The following is a 16918-nucleotide window of genomic DNA, read 5'->3' as shown; positions in this document are numbered from 1 at the left end:
TTCCTCGCCTTGTTGCAGTGCAAGAAGCTCGCCGACAATCCTCGTCTGACGCGGCGGCGTCGAGGGAGGAGCCGGACCATGGACCGCTTGATTGCCCCACCGAAGATCGACCTGACGATGGACGGCCTCGCCGAGCGGCTCGGCATGTTCCGCATCGACGCGCGCGACCTGGAGCAGGCCTGGCAGATCACGCACCGCCCCGGCGCGAGCTTGCTGTCCTGGGGGCAGCGCTTCCTCGTGCTCAGCAGCCTGTTCGAGGGGCGGCCGACCTCCTGGGTGCTCGCGCTCGAGGCGCGGCTGTGCGCGCTGGAGGCCTGGGCCGAGGCCCGCGGCGACCTGCCGCCCGACGCACACGCCTTCGAGACCGCCGCGCAGGCCGCGCTGCAACCGCGCGGCGCCGAACTCCAGTTTCCTCCCGACACGCCATGGTGAATTCCGTGCCGGGCGCGACGATGGCCTGCCGCCCCGGCTGCGCCGCCTGCTGCATCGCGCCCTCGATTTCCAGCCCGATCCCCGGCATGCCGCAGGGCAAGCCGGCGGGCGTGCCCTGCGTGCAGCTCACCGCCGAGCTGCGCTGCGCGATCTTCGGCCGGCCCGAGCGGCCGGCCTGCTGCGCCGGGCTGCAGGCCGCGCCCGAGATGTGCGGCGACGCGCGCGAGCACGCGCTGCACTGGCTGGCGCGGCTGGAGCAGGCGACGCAGCCCTGAGCCGGCTCGCGGGCCGCCGGGCCCGCTGCCCCGGGAGCCGCGGCGAGCGCCGCTATACGATCGCGCGTCTTCCCTTCCTGCGAGCCGCGCGATGAGCCGCCCGACCGATTCCCCGTCCCCGAGCCTGCACCCCTTCTCGCTGCGCGGCCGCCGCGCGCTCGTCACCGGCGCCGGCCGCGGCCTCGGGCTCGAGATCGCGTGCGCGCTCGCCGCCGCCGGCGCCGACGTGTGGCTCAACGGCCGCGAGCCGCGGGGGGTCGCGGCGGCGGTCGCGCGTGCCGCGGCCGCGGGCGCGGGGCAGGGCGGCACGGCGCGCGCCGCGGTGTTCGACGTCGCCGACGAGGGCGCGGTGCGGCAGTGGATGGCCGAGCGCGCCGCGCCCGGCGGCGGCGGGCTCGACGTGCTCGTCAACAACGTCGGCGTGCGCGACCGCCGGCCGCTGCTCGAGCTCGACACCGACGCGGTGCGGCGCCTCCTCGACGTGGACTTGGTCGCGCCCTTCATGCTCAGCCGCGAGGCGGCGCGGCTGATGCTGCCGCGCGGCAGGGGCCGCATCGTCAACATCACCTCGATCGCCGGGCCGATCGCGCGCGCCGGCGACGCCGCCTACACCGCCGCCAAGGGCGGGCTCGCGGCGCTCACGCGCGCGCTCGCCGCGGAGCTCGGCCCGCACGGCATCACGGTCAACGGCGTCGCGCCCGGCTACTTCGCCACCGAGACCAACGCCGCGATGGTGGCGGACGCCGACACCGCCGAGTGGCTGCGGCGGCGCACCTCGCTCGGCCGCTGGGGCCGCCCCCACGAGGTCGCGGGCGCGGTGGTCTTCCTGGCGTCGGACGCGGCGAGCTACGTCACCGGCCAGGTGCTCGCGGTCGACGGCGGCTACCTCGCGCATTTCTGAGCCGGCCGACGGGCCTGCCGTTTGCCCGTGTCCCCGAAACGCCGCGCGCCATCCGGGCGCGGCCGCAACACCGCAAGGAGAGCGCGATGTCACGGGTACTGGTTGGGGTCTTCGACCACATGCAGGAGGCAAGGGGCCTCTACGAGGAGCTGGTGAATCAGCACGGCTTCCATCCGCGCGAGATCCGCGTCACGGCCGCGAGCCCGACGGCGCACGGCATCGCCGGCGGCGAGCACGCGCCGAGCGTGCAGGAGGCGGTGGACCGCAGCAACTCGGTGCAGAGCTCGATCGGCGACCTGTTCCGCTCGCTGTTCGTGCGCATGGGCGGCAAGAGCGACGACGAGCGGCTGTACGACGAGGCGGTGCGCCGCGGCTCGATCGTCGTGATGGTGCAGGCCGACAGCGACGCCCGGGTGCGCGCGGTGTCGGAGGCGATGCAGCGCCACAAGGTGGTGGACATCGAGTCGCGCGGCGAGCCCGCGCGGGCCGGGCGCCGCGACGAGGCCGCGGCCGCCCCATCTGCGGAGGACGACGACGAGCGGCGCCGCGTCGGCCGCTTCATGTCCGGCGACCCCGATGTCGAGAGCATCGGGGGCATCCGCGTCTACCGCAGCGCCGCCCATCCCCAGGCCACGCCCGGCGGGCGCAGCGAGCCGCCGCCCCCGGGCTCGCGAGGCGGCGCCTCCTGAGCGGGGCGGGCACCGCGACGCAGGCTCATCCCCATGAAGAAAGGCAGGACCCCATGAAGAAAGTTCGTTGGACGGCGCTCGGCGCCACCGCGGTGCTGAGCGTGGCGCTCGCCGGCTGCGCCGGCATGAGCCATCGCGATCGCAGCACCGCCACCGGCGCGGCGATCGGCGGTGCCGCGGGCGCGGTGCTCGGCGGCAGCACCACCAGCACGATCGGCGGCGCCGCGGTGGGCGGCATCATCGGCAACCAGGTCGGCAAGGATCGCGACCGCAAGCGCTGAGGGTTCGACGCCGGGAGGAGGGGTCCCGCAGCCCCTCTTCTCCCGGCCCGGCCCGGGCGGCGCGGCGCCGCGCTCAGGCCCGTTCCGGCCTCGGTGTGTCGTTGGCCGCCAGCGTCGGCCGCGCCGGGTCGCGCACCATCTGCGTGCGGAAGGCCGGCGCGCTGCCATCCTTGCCTTCGCCCGCGTACAGCGTGAGGTGCGGGTAGGGGATCTCGATGCCACGCGCGTCGAAGGCCGCCTTGAGCCGGCGCAGGTACTCGCGCCGCACCGTCCACTGCTGGCCGGCGCTCACCTTGAAGCGCGCGCGCAGGATCACCGCCGAGTCGTCCCAGCGCTCGACGCCGACGATCTCGGTCGCGTCGAGCATCCTGTCCGCGAAGGCCTCCTCGGCGCGCATCGCCTCGCCCACCTCGCGCATCACCTCCAGCACCTCGTCGGCGTTCTCGCGGTAGGCCACGCCGACGTCGCACACCGCCTGCGCGAAGCCGTGCGTCATGTTGATGACCTCGGAGATGCTGCCGTTGGGCACGTAGTGGACGTGGCCGTCGTAGTCGCGCAGCCGCACGTAGCGCAGCGTCATCTCCTCGACCAGGCCCGCGTGCCGCTCGGACAGCCGCACCACGTCGCCGACGCGGATCTGGTTCTCCAGCAGCAGGAAGAAGCCGTTGAAGTAGTCCTTCACCAGGCTCTGCGCACCGAAGCCGACCGCGACGCCGACGACGCCGGCCGCGCCCAGGATCGGCGCGAGCGAGATGCCCATCTCGCCGAGCACGAGCATGAAGGCCAGTGCCGAGATCACGACCGCGACGATGTAGCGCAGGGCGCGGCCGAGCGTCTCGGCGCGCCGCTGGGCCTCGATGTCGTGCAGGTGCGTCGACAGGCGCAGCCGCACGAGGCGGATCATGCGCTGCAGCACCGCGATCGCGAGCCAGGCGGCGAGCAGGATCGCCACCACCCGCAGCGCGGTCGAGGTCACGCCGCCGAGCCCGCCCCAGCGCAGCAGCAGGCTGTTCCAGACATCCGCGTTCAACGTGCCTCCTCCGCCGGCTCGTAGGACTCCTCCGACGGGGCCGACACCTCGTCGCCCAGCGCGGCGAGGAAGCTGCGCCGCCACCAGTGCACGTCCTGCGCGCGGATGCCCGCCAGCAGCGCGGCGTGGCGGCGCTGGCGCTCCTCCAGCGGCATCTTCAGCGCCTGGTGGATCGCGCGGGCGGTGCCCTGCGTGTCGTAGGGGTTGACCAGCAGCGCCTCGCGCATCTGCTCGGCCGCGCCCGCAAAGCGCGACAGCACCAGCACGCCGGGGTCGGCCGGGTCCTGCGCGGCGACGTACTCCTTGGCCACCAGGTTCATGCCGTCGCGCAGCGGCGTGACCAGCGCGACGCGGCTGGCGCGGCACAGCCCGGGCAGCTTGCGCCGCGGCAGCGTCCGGTTGATGTAGCGCACCGGCATCCAGTCGATCTCGCCGTAGTTGCCGTTGATGTGGCCGCACAGGCCCTCGAGCTCGCGGCGGATCGTCGTGTAGGCGCGCACGTCCTCGCGCGTCGGCGACGCGATCTGGATCAGCGTGGCACGGTCGCGCGTGTCGGGATAGTCCTGCAGCAGGTTGCGGAAGGCGCGCAGGCGCTGCGGCAGGCCCTTGGAGTAGTCGAGCCGGTCGATGCCGACGAGCAGCTCGCGCCGCGAGTACTGCTCGCGCATCGTCTCGTACATCTCGCGCGCCTCGCGCATCTGGCCCAGGCGCTGGAACTCGTCGACGTCGATGCCGATCGGGAAGGCGCGCGCGACCACGCTGCGGTCGTAGCAGCGGAAGCGGTCGCTGGCGAGCTTCTCGGCCCCGGCCTCGTTCATCACGAAGCGCTCGAAGTGCGAGACGTCGGCCTGCGACTGGAAGCCCACCACGTCGTAGGCGAACAGCGCGCGGATCAGCCACTCGTGGCCGGGCAGCGCGGCGAGCACCAGCGGCGGCGGCAGCGGGATGTGCAGGAAGAAGCCGATGCGGTGGCGGCTGCCGAGCGCGCGCAGCTCGTCCGCGAGCGGGATCAGGTGGTAGTCGTGGATCCAGACGATGTCGTCGGGGCGCAGCAGCTCCATCAGGTGGCGCGCGAACATCTTGTTGACGCGCCGGTAGCCGCTGAGGAAGCCCGCGTCGAAGTCGGCAAGGTCGAGCCGGTAGTGGAACACCGGCCACAGCACGCGGTTGCTGTAGCCGAGGTAGTAGGCGTCGTGGTCGCTCTTCGTCAGATCGACCGTGGCGAGCGTCACGCGGCCGGCGGGCTGCACCTGCAGCCCGTCGTCGGGGGCGCGGGCGGCGTCCTCGACGACCTCTCCGCTCCAGCCGAACCACAGGCCGCCGCTCTGGTTCAGCGCCTCGCCGAGCGCGACGGCGAGACCCCCCGCCGCGGCCTTGCGCGGGTCGGCGAGCCGGTTGGAAACCACCACGAGTCGGGCCATGTCATCTCTCTCCATGTCAGCGGAGCGCCCGGCGGGCCGTCGCAGCGGCACGGATCGGGGCTCCTGGGGGGCGGGCTCTGCACCCGCTGCGGCTCGCGCCGCCGGGTGTCCGCCCGGTTCAGATCAGCGTGTCCCACGGCTGCGACAGGCGGGTCGCGCCGTTGATGATGCCGACCATCGAATAGGTCTGCGGGAAGTTGCCCCACATCTCGCCGGTGACCGGGTGCGTGTCCTCGGACAGCAGGCCGAGCGGGTTGCGCGTGGCCAGCAGCGTCTCGAAGATCTCGCGCGCCTGCCCCTTGCGGCCGATGCGCGCGAGCGCGTCGATGCGCCAGAAGGCGCAGATGTTGAACGAGGTCTCGGGCTTGCCGAAGTCGTCCGGCGCCTCGTAGCGGCGCATGTAGGGGCCGTCGCACAGGTGCGTCTCGAGCGCGTCCACGGTGGCGACGAAGCGCGGGTCGCGCGGGTCGATGAAGCCGACCTCGGCCATCAGCAGCACGCTCGCGTCGAGGTCGCGCCCGCCGAAGCTCTCCGCGAAGGCCTTGCGTTCCTCGCTCCAGGCCTCGCGCAGGATGTGCTCGCGCATGCGCTCGGCGTGGCCGCTCCAGTAGGCGGCGCGCTCGGGCAGCCTGAGCGCCTGCGCGATCTTGCCCAGCCGGTCGGCCGCGGCCCAGCTCATCAGCGCCGACGAGGTGTGCACCCGCGCGCGCGTGCGCAGCTCCCACATGCCGGCGTCGGGCTGGTCGAACACGCGCAGCGCCTGCTCGCCGACGAGCTGCAGCGCCTCGAACTCCGCGCGCCCGGCCGGGCGCAACAGCCGCTTGTCGTGGAAGGCCTGCGCGGCGCCGAGCACGATGTTGCCGTAGACGTCGTGCTGGAAGTGCTCGCAGGCCTGGTTGCCCACGCGCACCGGGCCCATGCCGCGGTAGCCGGACCAGTGCGGCACGATGCGCTCGGTCAGCTCCTTCTCCAGCCCGATGCCGTAGAGCGGCTGCACATGGCCGCCGTCGGCCTGCGAGACGACGTTGGTCAGCCAGCGCAGGTAGTCCTCCATCGTGCCGACCTCGGACAGGCTGTTGAGCGCGCGCACGACGAAGAAGGCGTCGCGCAGCCAGCAGTAGCGGTAGTCCCAGTTGCGCTGCGTGTGCGGCGCCTCGGGGATGCTGGTGGTCATCGCGGCGATGATCGCGCCGGTGTCCTCGAACAGCGACATCTTCAGCGTGATCGCGGCGCGGATCACCGCCTCCTGCCACTCCGCCTGGATACCGAGCCGCTTGCTCCAGGTGCGCCAGTAGTCGCGCGTGCGCATCTCGAAGTCGCGCGCGGTGTCGTGGATCGCGCTGCCGAGCGTCTCGTCGGGGCCGAGCAGCAGGCTCAGCGGGGTGTGCAGGACGAAGGGCGTCTCGTTGAGCACGTAGGTCTGCGGCGCGTCGGTGTTCAGCCGCAGCGACAGGCCGGGGCCGTGGTAGGTGACGTGATGGCTGCCGAGCGTCAGGCGCGGGCGCTGCTGGCCGTACTCGAAGGCCGGGCGCAGCCGGATGCGGATGCGCGGCGCGCCCGAGACCGGGCGCACGCGGCGCACCATCATCATCGGGCGGAAGGTGCGGCCGCGCTCGATGAAGCGTGGCGCGAAGTCGGTGATCTCGACCGACTGGCCGCGGTCGTCGTGCAGCCGCGTGTGCAGCACCGCGGTGTTCGGCTCGTACCACTGCTCCGAGCGCACCATGTTCTCCAGCTCGATTGCGAAGAAGCCGGCGCCGTCGTCGCCCGCGGGCTCGTGCAGCAGCGAATGGAACACGGGGTCGCCGTCGAAGCGCGGCAGGCAGCACCAGACGATGCGCCCGTGCGCATCGATCAGCGCGCTGTAGGTGCAGTTGCCGATCACGCCCACGTTCAGCGAGGCGGCGGGGCGGGAGGCGGCGGTGGCAGGGGACTCGAAGCTGCTCATCGGGGCGGGGCTTTCATGGCGGAGGTTGGCTCGAGGCGGGCCAGCGCGTCGCGCAGCCAGTCGCGCAGCGCCTGCGGGCCGTCGAGCCGCTGCGCGGCGATCGACTCGCCCGGACCCACCTTGATCGTCGTGCCGCCGCAGGCCTGCACGGTGGCGAAACCGGCCTCGTCGGTGACGTCGTCCCCGGCGAAGACCGGACGCCGGCCGGCGAACGGCGGCTCCTGCAGGAAGGCAGCAATTGCCGCGCCCTTGTTCGCATGGGAGGGCTTGGCCTCCAGCACCATCTTGCCGTGCAGCAGGTTCAGCTCGGGCGTGGCCTGCGTGATCTCGCGCATCGCCGCCAGGCACAGCGCCTCGAGCTGCGGCGCGCCGCGGTAGTGCAGTGCCACCGCGCCGGGCTTGGCCTCGACGAGCAGCCCGGGGTGCTCGGCGGCGAGCGCCTCGGCCCGGCGCCGGGCCTCGGCGACTGCGGCGAGCACTGCCGCCGGCGCGTCGCCCGGCGTGCTGCGCCGGCCCTGCGCGTCGCGGCGCTCGCTGCCGTGCACGCCGGCCAGCGGCAGCACGAGCGGGGCGAGGAAGGCGTCGAGCTCGTCGATCGGCCGGCCCGACACCACCGCCAGCGCGCCGCCGAGCCGCCGCGACAGCGCTTCGAGCGTCCGGACCAGCCCCTCGGGCACCCGCACCGCGTCGGGCCGCGGCGCCAGGTCGACGAGCGTGCCGTCGAAATCGAGGAACAGGGCGGAATCGGAATCAATCGGCGGCAAGGGCTGCATGTCGCTCCTTTTGTTGCAATCGGCCGCGGCATCGCCCGCGGGGCCATCCGGGAGGCGCGGCACCGGCCCTGGCTGCAGGGCGGTGGGCCTTCCTGTCGCACCGGGACGCCGGGCGGGATCTCGCCGGCGGCGGCAAGCTGCCGCGTCCGGGATCCGGGGGCAGGTGCCGCTTGCCGGTTTCGCCTCCCGGTTTCCATCCGCGACAGGTCCGGTATCCCGAACTTACACTCCTGACTTTGGGCCTGCCACTTGCAAAGGACATGGCTCTTCCATCTCTTCCCGCCGAATCGGCCGCCCGGCTCGACGCGCTGCTGCGGCATTACGCGTGCCTGCAGGGGCTGCCGCACGAGCGGCTCGTCGAGGACCTCGCCCGCGAGGCGCGCTGGCTGGAGGCGCCCGCCGGCACGCCGCTGTTCGACGAGGGCCGGCCCTGCGGCGGCTTTCCCTTCGTGCTCGACGGCGAGGTGCGCGTGCTGCGCGCCTCGGCGGGCGGCCGCGCGCTCGAGCTCTACCGCGTCGCGCCCGGCGAGGTCTGCCTGCTGTCGGCCTGCTGCCTGTTCGGCGCCGCCGTGCTGCCGGCGCAGGGCGAGACGACGCAGCCGACGCGGCTGCTGGTGCTGTCGCCCGCCGCCTTCGAGCGCTGGGCCGCGCATGCGCCCTTCCGCCGCTACCTGTTCGGCCTCTTCGCCGAGCGGCTCGCCGAGCTGATGGCGCTGTCCGAGGCTGTGGCCTTCCAGCGCCTCGACCAGCGCCTGGCCGCGGCGCTGCTCGGGCAGGGCCCCGCGCTGCACACCACGCACCAGCAGCTCGCCGAGCGACTCGGCACCGTGCGCGAGATCGTCTCGCGGCTGCTGGAGCGCTTCGAGCGCGAGGGCTGGGTGCGCCTCGGGCGCGAGCGCATCGAGATCGTCGACGCGGTCGCGCTGCGCCGCCTCGCGCAGGGGGCCTTGCCGTCCTGAAAGCGCGCGTGCCGCGCCGCTGCCCCGTCCTTTTTCACGGTTGCCAGCACAAATCCTCCTTGGATGCCAGCAAATGCGTCAAGTTTTCGGTCCTTGCGCCGAAGACAGACGCGATCGAGGTGCCGCGCATGGGGCGGGTGCCGTCGCGCATGGAAGAGAAAGAACATCGGCATGTTGAGAAGGATGAGCTTCGGGAGGCAGATCGCCCTGCTGGTGGGCGCGGCACTGGCCTGCGTGGTGCTGGTGACGCTGCAGTCGGCCTGGAGCAGCCGCCAGGAGGTGAGGGCGGGGCGCGAGGTCCAGTTGCGCTCGGCGGTGGAGGCGGCCTACAGCATCATCGCGGGCTACGAGGCCCGTGCCGCGAAGGGCGAGATGACGCTCGAGCAGGCGCAGCACGCGGCACGCGAGGCGGTGCGCACCGCCCGCTACGGTGGCGCCGACGGCCGCACCGAGTACTTCTACATCTGGCGCATGGACACGGTCACCGTCATGCATCCGATCCGGCCCGAGTGGGAAGGCCGGACCGTGGAGGTGAAGTCCAAGGGCGAGCCGCTGGTCCCCCTGTTCGTCAAGAGCCTGCGCGACAGCAGCGACGGCCGCGCCTGGGTGATGTCCTACTTTCCGCGCCCGGGCCAGACCGAGCCGGTGCCGAAGCTGCAGTACCTAATGGAATTCAAGCCCTGGGGCTGGATGGTCGGCTCGGGTCTCTACATGGACGATGTCGCGGCGCAGGAGCGCGCGAGCATGCTGCGCGGCCTGGTGACGGGCGCGCTGGCGCTGCTGGCGCTCGGCCTGCTCGGCTGGGGCGTGGTGCGCGGCCTGCGCTCGCAGATTGGCGGCGAGCCGGCGCAGGCGATCCGCGCGATGGAGGCGGTGGCGCGGGGCGACCTGTCGGTGCGCCTGCACGACGCGCCGCAGGGCAGCCTGCTGGCGGCGCTGCGCCACATGGTCGACTCGCTGCGCGGCACCGTCGGCGAGGTGCGGCAGGCGGCCGACGGCATCTCGACCGCCTCGGGCGAGATCGCCACCGGCAACATGGACCTGTCGGGCCGCACCGAGCAGGCGGCGTCGAGCCTGCAGCAGACCGCCGCGAGCATGGAGCAGCTCTCCGGCACCGTGCGCCAGAACGCCGAGGCCGCGCGCCAGGCCAACGAGCTCGCCTCCAGCGCCGGCAGCGCCGCGAGCCGCGGCGGCGAGGTGGTGGCGCAGGTGGTGCACAGCATGGAGGAGATCACCACCGCGTCGCGCAAGATCGCCGACATCATCGGCGTGATCGACGGCATCGCCTTCCAGACCAACATCCTCGCGCTCAACGCGGCGGTCGAGGCCGCGCGCGCCGGCGAGCAGGGCCGCGGCTTCGCGGTGGTCGCCGGCGAGGTGCGCACGCTCGCGCAGCGCAGCGCGCAGGCCGCGCGCGAGATCAAGGCGCTGATCGGCAGCTCGGTCGAGCGCGTGGACGCGGGTGCGACGCTCGTGCAGCAGGCCGGCGGCACGATGCAGGAGATCGTCGACGGCGTGCAGCGCGTCACCGCGATCATCAACGAGATCAGCGCCTCGGCCAACGAGCAGTCGGACGGCATCCGGCAGGTGAACCAGGCGGTCATCCAGCTCGACCGGATGACGCAGCAGAACGCGGCGCTGGTGGAGCAGTCCGCCGCTGCGGCTAGCTCGATGAGCGAGCAGGCCGCGCGCCTCGTGCAGGCGGTGGCAGTGTTCCGGCTGGAGTCGCGCCCGGCTGCGTGACCGGGGTCACAGACCGGACGGTCCCGGACCCCCGACACTGCGAACGCCGGCTGCGGGCCCCTGGCCCGCGCGGCGTTCCTTGCGGAGGTCCTGTCATGAAATCCAACGTCGGCGGCATCGACCGCCTCCTGCGCATCGTCGCCGGCCTCGTGCTGCTCGCGCTGACGCTCAGCGGCACGATCGGCCTCTGGGGCTGGATCGGCCTCGTGCCGCTGCTCACCGGCGCGCTCGGCTTCTGCCCGCTGTACTCCCTGCTCGGGCTCGGCACCTGTCCGCTGCGGCGCAGGGACTGAGCAACTGCGGGTCGCGCCCGCTGGCATGCGTTTCGCATGGTTACGTTCACCCCGCACCGCGGTGGTGCGGGGGCCGTGCAGAGACAGACGAATGCCTACTTCCGAACGAATCGCGATTGCCGCCCATCTGCATGTCCTGCTGCGCCGCAAGCTCGGCCGCATCACCGACACCGAATGGATGGCCTCCAACGACGAGTACGCCCGCTGCATCGTGCGGCTGTGCCACGAGCAGGCCGACGCGGACCTGCGCCTGTGGGCCGACCGGCTCGACGCGCACTACGCCGCCGAGCGCGGCCGCCGCCGGCCCGAGCCGTCCCCGGTGCCGGCGCCCGCGCCGGACGCGCTCCTGAGCTCCGCGCAGGCGATCGAGCAGCGCTACATCGGCCGCCTGCGCTGACGCGGCGGCGCCGACGGCCGCCCCGGGAGGGGCGGCTGCGGGCCTGCACCGATGCGGCGGGCGCCGAATCTGCGCAATACTGCCGGCCCCGCAAGCGCGCGCGGGCCGGCCCCGAGGGAAGCCGCCCGGCGCGGCGACACAATCGGAGCGCCCCGCGGCTCCGGCTCCGTGCCCCTCGTCCATGATCGATTCCCCTTCCTCCGGCCTCGTGCGCCTCGAGGCGCATGCCGCGCTGCCCGACGTGGCGGTGCTCACGCTGTCCAACCCGGCGCGGCTCAACGCGATCACGATCGCGATGTGGCGGCAGCTGCGCGAGCTTGCGGCGCAACTGCATGCCGACGCGCGGCTGCGCTGCGTGATCGTGCGCGGCGAGGACGGCCATTTCGCCGCCGGAGGCGACATCGCCGAGATGCAGGGCTTCCGCTTCGAGCCGGCGCGCCTGCGCGAATTCCACGAGGAGATCGTCGCCCCGGCGCTGCATGCGCTGCTCGGCTGCGAGGTGCCGCTCGTCGCGCAGATCGACGGCCACTGCATCGGCGGCGGGCTCGAGGTCGCGGCCTGCTGCGACCTGCGCGTCTGCGCTGCGGACAGCCGCTTCGGTGCGCCGATCGCGCGGCTGGGATTCCCGATGGCGCCCGGCGAGCTGGAGATCGTGCTCGGCGTGCTCGGTGCCGCCACCGCGGCCGAGATGCTGCTCGAGGCGCGGCTGCTCGATGCGGCCACCGCGCTGCAGCGCGGGCTCGTGCACCGGGTCGTGCCGGCCGGCGAGGTGGCCGCCGAGGCGCAGGCCAGCGCGGCGCGCATCGCCGCCGGGGCGCCGCACGCCGCGCGGCTGAACAAGCGCACGCTGCAGCTGCTGCGCCGCCCGGGCGGGCCGACCCCGGCCGAGCGCGCCGCGCTCTTCGACTACGCGCCCTGTGCCGATCACCGCGAAGGCGTGAACGCCTTCCTGCAGAAGCGCGCGCCGCGCTTCAGCGGCGCCTAGCCCGTGCCGATGTCCACCGCATCTCTGCCGAAGAGGGACCAGAACATGAAGAAGACCCTGTCCGCCGTCCCGGGCGCGCTGTGCGCCCTGGGTCTTGCCGTGCTCGCGCTGCCGGCCCTCGCGCAGCAGCCGCTCATCCACCGCTGCATCGAGGACGGGCAACCCGTCTACCAGCAGGATGCCTGTCCTGGCGGGGGCGAGCGGCTGGTGCCGGACCGCCGCGGCGAGCTGGTGCCGCTGCCGCCCGAGCCGGCACGGCCCCCGCGCCCCGCCGCCTCGGCGCCTGCCGCCGCTGCGCCTTCCGCTCCCGCACGGCCCCGTCCGCAGCCCGCGGCGTCCCGGCCGCTGTCCGCGGCGGAGCTGCGGGCCGAGGCCGAGGCCTGCCTCGAGTGGTACCGGGCGATGCTGCCCGACCCCCACACGGCCTACTCCTCCCGCCCGCGCAAGGAGGGCCGCGAGCTGATCATGATGATCCACGCGCCCGACGGCCAGGGCGGTTTCCGGGGCCGGGTGGCGAGCTGCGGCTTCGAGGCCGGCAGGCTCGACGCGGCCGAGACGCAGGCCCACGCGCAGCGTCGCGGCTGGACGACGGCGGCGCGCCGCTGAGCGCGCAGGGGCGCGGCACAATCGCCGCTCTTGTGCCGAGGAACCTCCCGATGAACGACAGCGCGAACCTTTTCGCGGCGCTGCGCGCCGCCTGGCCGGCCGACCTGGAGCTGCCCGCGCTCGAGACCGAGCACGGCGCCGTTTATTCCTGGCGCGACCTCGAGCGCGGCACCGCGATGATCGCCAACCTGCTCGCCTCGCTCGGCCTGCCCGAGGGCGCGCGCATCGCGGCGCAGGTCGAGAAGTCGCCCGAGGCGCTGATGCTCTACCTCGCGGTGCTGCGCGCCGGCTACGTCTACCTGCCGCTCAACACCGCCTACCAGGCCGCCGAGGTCGAGTATTTCATTCGCAACGCCGAGCCGGCCGTGGTCGTCTGCAGCGGACGAAACTTCCAGTGGGTCAGCCGCCTCGCCTTCACCGCCGGAACGAAGCATGTCTTCACGCTGAACGAGGATCGCAGCGGCTCGCTGCTCGAGCGCGCCGCGCACATGAGCGACGCGCACGAGATCGCCGTGAAGCAGCCGGGCGACCTCGGCTGCATCGTCTACACCTCCGGCACCACCGGCCGCAGCAAGGGCGCGATGCTCAGCCACGGCAACATGCTCAGCAACGCGCTCACGCTGAAAAGTCACTGGGACTGGCGGCCCGGCGACGTGCTGATCCACGCGCTGCCGATCTTCCACGTGCACGGCCTCTTCGTCGCGATCCACGGCGCGCTGCTCAACGGCAGCAAGATGATCTGGCTGTCGAGGTTCGAGCCGGGGGCGGTGGTCGAGCGCCTGCCGCGCGCCACCGTCTTCATGGGCGTGCCGACGCTCTACGTGCGGCTGCTCGCCGAGCCCGGGCTCACGCGCGAGGCCTGCGCGAACATGCGGCTCTTCGTCAGCGGCTCGGCGCCGCTGCTGCCCGACACCTTCAAGGCCTTCCGCGAGCGCACCGGCCACACCATCCTCGAGCGCTACGGCATGAGCGAGACGGTGATGCTGACCTCCAACCCCTGCAAGCCCGAGCACGGCGAGCGCATCGCCGGCACCGTCGGGCCGGCGCTGCCGGGGGTGGGCGTGCGCATCGTGCGCGACGACGGCAGCGCCTGCGCGGTCGACGAGATCGGCCACGTCCAGGTGAAGGGGCCGAACGTGTTCTCGGGCTACTGGCGCATGCCGGAGAAGACCGCCGAGGAGTTCACCGCCGACGGCTGGTTCCGCACCGGCGACGTCGGCCGCCTCGACGCGAAGGGCTACCTGACCATCGTCGGGCGCAGCAAGGACCTGATCATCAGCGGCGGCTACAACGTCTACCCGGCCGAGGTCGAGGGCTTCATCAACGAGCTGCCCGGCGTGGCCGAGTCGGCCGTGATCGGCGTGCCGCACCCGGACTTCGGCGAGGGCGTCGTGGCGCTGGTCGTGCCGCGGCCGGGCGCCGCGCTCGACGAGGCCGCGATCACCGCGGCGCTCAGGGAGCGCATCGCCAACTTCAAGCGCCCCAAGCGGGTCTTCCTCGTGCCCGAGCTGCCGCGCAACCAGATGGGCAAGGTGCAGAAGAACCTGCTGCGCGAGCAGCACGCGGCGCTGTTCGCGGCGGGCTGAGCCGCCCGAGGGCGCGATGCACCGTGCCGAGGCCCGCGCCGCACCGTTTGCGGGTGCGGCACGGGCCCGCCGCCCCTTGCTCCCGGTCAAGGTGCAGCCGGGCTCCTGAAACATTGGCATACATGTTGCGTTGATCCTCCTCGAGGGGGTCAATGGCGACCTCCCCGCGGATCGGCCACGGCGGCCCTTCCCTCCGGACAACGGCGTCCTTTCGTCCTGCCGGCGCTCGCGCGCCGCGACGGGCGGAAGGGCGTTTTTTTTTGCGCGGCGGCGCGGGCGGCCCACGGCATCCCGCGACCGGGGAAGTGCCGCGCACGGTGAGGCCGCCGCACGACCCGCTTCGACCCGAGCCCTTTCGAACCCCGACCGGCCCGGTCCCGCCGCCCTCGCGGGCGCAGACCCGGCACCTGACTGGAGCCTCATCGATGTCCGTCCCACTGAACGCGTCGCCGCCACCGCTGCTGGCGCCTCCTGCCGCCGATCCGCCGGGCCGCGGCTCGCCTGCCGAGCGGGCGAGCCGGCCGCGCCGGCGCGGCGCCCGCCTGCTCGGGAAGTACCGCGAGATCGTCATCGCGGTGGCCTTCTTCCTGATGTTCGACCTCGCCGTGCTGGTGCTGAACTTCTACACCTCGTTCCAGATCGACCAGGACACGGTGGCGATCAACCTCGCCGGTCGCCAGCGCTACGTGTCGCAGCGCATCGCGCGCACGCTGCTCGAGCTCGACGCGGCGCGCGCGGCCGGGCAGCCCTACCGGCCCGAGACGCTCGCCGAGTTGCGCAACGGCGCCCGGCTCTTCCAGCTCTCGCAGGGAGCCTTCGTCGCCGGCGGCGTGGTGCCGGGCGGCGACGGCAAGCCGGTCTACCTCGCCGCGGTGGAGTCCTCGCGCGGGCGCGAGCTGCTCGGGCAGGTCGAGGCGCTCTGGACGCCCTACCACGAGGCGCTGCAGCCGCTGCTGGCCGGCGACGGCTTCACCGCCGCGCAGCTCGGCGCCGCGCTCGGCTACAGCCAGGCGCAGAACCTGCGCCTGCTCGATACCGCGAACGACTTCGTGACCGAGACGCAGCGCATCGGCGCCTCGCGCGCCGCGGTGCTGCGCATGGTGCAGGCCGGCGGCATCGTGCTGGCGCTGCTGAACTTCCTGTTCATCCTCTTCAAGTTCATCCGCCGCATGAAGGCCTCCGACGAGGCGGTCGAGGCGGCCAACGAGGAGAACCGCCAGATCCTCTCGGCGGTGCAGGAGGGCCTGTTCCTGCTGACGCCGCAGATGCAGCTCGGCACGCAGATCTCCCGCTCGGTGAGCCGCATGTTCGGCCGCAGCGTGCGCGCGGGCGAGGACTTCATCGAGGTGCTGCGCCCGCTCGTGTCGGACAAGGTGCTCGAGGACGCGCGCTCCTACGTCGAGCTGCTGTTCTCGCCGCACGTGCGCGAGCACCTCGTGCAGGGCATCAACCCGCTCACCGAGGTCGAGCTGCAGGTGCGCGACCGGCTCGGCCAGCGCCAGCTGCGCCACCTCGCCTTCCAGTTCCGGCGCGTGCAGCAGGACGACGGCACGACCGGCCACCTGCTCGTCACGGTGCAGGACGTCAGCGCGCGCGTCGAGCTCGAGCAGCGCCTCGGCGCCGAGCGGCAGAAGGCGCAGCGCGAGTTCGGCCTGCTCGTGAAGGCGCTCGAGATCGAGCCCGACACGCTGCGCGGCTTCGTCGAGCGCTCCGAGGCCGCGCTGCTGGAGGTCAACGACGTGCTGCGCGGCATCTCCGCCGGCAGCGGCGAGCGCGAGGTGGCGCGCGGCCTCGACCGCATGTACCGCAGCATCCACGCCTTCAAGGGCGAGGCGGCGATGCTGGGGCTGGAGCTGCTGGCGGGCACCGCGCACCAATTCGAGTCGGTGCTGCGCTCGCTGCGCGAGGCCGACGCGCCGCGCGGCGAGGCGCTGCTGGGCATCCCGGTGCCGCTGGAGGAGCTGCTCAACCGGCTCCAGGCGCTCAAGCGGCTGCTGCAGCGCGCCCCGGCGGCGCGCGACGGCGCGGAGAGCGCGGAGCGCCTCGCGCAGCGGCTCGACGCGCTGGCGCGCCGCATCGCCCGCGACGGCGGCAAGCGCGTGAGGCTCGACGCGCGGCTCGACGGCTTCGAGGCGCTGCCGACCGCGACGCGCGTGAGCCTGGTCAATGTCGCGATCCAGCTCGTGCGCAACGCGGTGGTGCACGGCGTCGAGCCGCCTGCCTTGCGCCAGGCGGCGCGCAAGCCGCCCGAGGGGCTCGTGACGGTCAGCCTCGAGACGCGGCAGGACGAGGGCGGCATCGCGCTGGTGGTGCAGGACGACGGCGGCGGCCTGCCGATGGCGCGCATCCGCCGCCGCCTGGTCGAGCTCGGCTGGTTCACGCCGGCGCAGGTCGAGGAGATGGGCGACGCCCAGGTCGGCAACCAGATCTTCCGCCCGGGCTTCTCCACCGCCGAGCAGGCCGACGAGCATGCCGGCCGCGGCGTGGGGCTCGACGTGGTGTCGCAGCAGGTCAGGGCGCTCGGCGCGCGGCTGGTGCTGTCGAGCCGGCCCGGCGCGGGCACCGCGTTCCGCGTGTGCGTGACGATTTGAGGAGGAGG

At 73.3% G+C, this 16918-nt stretch carries 17 protein-coding genes; 13 read left to right on the top strand and 4 right to left on the bottom strand.

Features of this window, described 5'->3' with window-relative positions; translation table 11 throughout:
- The first annotated feature begins 78 nt into the window (after positions 1-78).
- From D3A59_RS13880 to D3A59_RS13860, 5 genes are all read left to right on the top strand, one after another.
- Complete coding sequence (locus tag D3A59_RS13880) at positions 79-432, top strand: hypothetical protein (protein ID WP_119155534.1); 354 nt, start codon at positions 79-81, stop codon at positions 430-432.
- On the top strand, positions 426-707 hold the full coding sequence (locus D3A59_RS13875; protein WP_240636056.1) for a YkgJ family cysteine cluster protein: 282 nt from the start codon (positions 426-428) through the stop codon (positions 705-707). The genes D3A59_RS13880 and D3A59_RS13875 overlap by 7 nt, the downstream gene beginning before the upstream one ends.
- A gap of 91 nt (positions 708-798) precedes the next feature.
- A complete protein-coding gene (locus D3A59_RS13870) occupies positions 799-1608 on the top strand; it encodes an SDR family oxidoreductase (protein ID WP_119155533.1) in 810 nt (269 codons plus the stop codon).
- 86 nt (positions 1609-1694) lie between these two features.
- Positions 1695-2297 (top strand): hypothetical protein, encoded by a 603-nt coding sequence (locus D3A59_RS13865; protein ID WP_119155532.1) that lies wholly within the window; start codon positions 1695-1697, stop codon positions 2295-2297.
- Between the two features lie 53 nt (positions 2298-2350).
- On the top strand, positions 2351-2578 hold the full coding sequence (locus D3A59_RS13860) for a glycine zipper domain-containing protein (RefSeq protein ID WP_119155531.1): 228 nt from the start codon (positions 2351-2353) through the stop codon (positions 2576-2578).
- Positions 2579-2651: 73 nt separating this feature from the next.
- Here D3A59_RS13860 and D3A59_RS13855 read toward each other — a convergent pair whose 3' ends face one another.
- The 4 genes from D3A59_RS13855 to otsB form a co-directional block, all read right to left on the bottom strand.
- Positions 2652-3608 carry a mechanosensitive ion channel family protein gene (locus D3A59_RS13855; protein WP_240636055.1) on the bottom strand — a complete coding sequence of 319 codons (957 nt, stop codon included), beginning with the start codon at positions 3606-3608 and terminating at the stop codon, positions 2652-2654.
- On the bottom strand, positions 3605-5029 hold the full coding sequence (gene otsA / locus D3A59_RS13850) for an alpha,alpha-trehalose-phosphate synthase (UDP-forming) (protein ID WP_119155530.1): 1425 nt from the start codon (positions 5027-5029) through the stop codon (positions 3605-3607). The genes D3A59_RS13855 and otsA overlap by 4 nt, the downstream gene beginning before the upstream one ends.
- Positions 5030-5147: 118 nt before the next feature.
- Positions 5148-6977 carry a glycoside hydrolase family 15 protein gene (locus D3A59_RS13845; protein WP_119155529.1) on the bottom strand — a complete coding sequence of 610 codons (1830 nt, stop codon included), beginning with the start codon at positions 6975-6977 and terminating at the stop codon, positions 5148-5150.
- Positions 6974-7750, bottom strand: a complete 777-nt coding sequence (otsB, locus tag D3A59_RS13840) for a trehalose-phosphatase (RefSeq protein ID WP_119155528.1) — start codon at positions 7748-7750, stop codon at positions 6974-6976. Before otsB ends, D3A59_RS13845 begins: the two co-directional genes overlap by 4 nt.
- A gap of 260 nt (positions 7751-8010) precedes the next feature.
- On the opposite strand from otsB, the gene D3A59_RS13835 reads away from it, so the two are divergent.
- The 8 genes from D3A59_RS13835 to D3A59_RS13800 all read left to right on the top strand — a co-directional run bounded on the left by D3A59_RS13835 (position 8011) and on the right by D3A59_RS13800 (position 16910).
- Complete coding sequence (locus D3A59_RS13835) at positions 8011-8709, top strand: Crp/Fnr family transcriptional regulator (protein WP_119155527.1); 699 nt, start codon at positions 8011-8013, stop codon at positions 8707-8709.
- Positions 8710-8880: 171 nt separating this feature from the next.
- Positions 8881-10452 carry a methyl-accepting chemotaxis protein gene (locus tag D3A59_RS26705; protein WP_119155526.1) on the top strand — a complete coding sequence of 524 codons (1572 nt, stop codon included), beginning with the start codon at positions 8881-8883 and terminating at the stop codon, positions 10450-10452.
- A gap of 95 nt (positions 10453-10547) precedes the next feature.
- Positions 10548-10745 carry a YgaP family membrane protein gene (locus tag D3A59_RS13825; RefSeq protein WP_119155525.1) on the top strand — a complete coding sequence of 66 codons (198 nt, stop codon included), beginning with the start codon at positions 10548-10550 and terminating at the stop codon, positions 10743-10745.
- A 91-nt stretch (positions 10746-10836) separates the two neighbouring features.
- Positions 10837-11142 carry a hypothetical protein gene (locus D3A59_RS13820; protein WP_119155524.1) on the top strand — a complete coding sequence of 102 codons (306 nt, stop codon included), beginning with the start codon at positions 10837-10839 and terminating at the stop codon, positions 11140-11142.
- A gap of 181 nt (positions 11143-11323) precedes the next feature.
- Positions 11324-12127, top strand: a complete 804-nt coding sequence (locus D3A59_RS13815) for an enoyl-CoA hydratase/isomerase family protein (protein ID WP_119155523.1) — start codon at positions 11324-11326, stop codon at positions 12125-12127.
- Positions 12128-12172: 45 nt separating this feature from the next.
- The gene (locus D3A59_RS13810) at positions 12173-12733 is read left to right on the top strand and encodes a hypothetical protein (RefSeq protein WP_119155522.1); all 561 of its coding nucleotides are present in this window, start codon (positions 12173-12175) and stop codon (positions 12731-12733) included.
- A 50-nt stretch (positions 12734-12783) separates the two neighbouring features.
- Positions 12784-14319, top strand: a complete 1536-nt coding sequence (locus D3A59_RS13805) for a malonate--CoA ligase (RefSeq protein WP_119155521.1) — start codon at positions 12784-12786, stop codon at positions 14317-14319.
- A 425-nt stretch (positions 14320-14744) separates the two neighbouring features.
- Positions 14745-16910, top strand: a complete 2166-nt coding sequence (locus D3A59_RS13800; protein ID WP_119155520.1) for an ATP-binding protein — start codon at positions 14745-14747, stop codon at positions 16908-16910.
- The last annotated feature ends 8 nt before the right edge of the window (positions 16911-16918 follow it).

Source organism: Caldimonas tepidiphila (assembly GCF_003569765.1).
GTDB classification, from domain to species: domain Bacteria; phylum Pseudomonadota; class Gammaproteobacteria; order Burkholderiales; family Burkholderiaceae_C; genus Caldimonas; species Caldimonas tepidiphila.
Note: the sequence above shows the minus strand (reverse complement) of the source record. Positions and strands in the feature narration are given on the sequence as shown.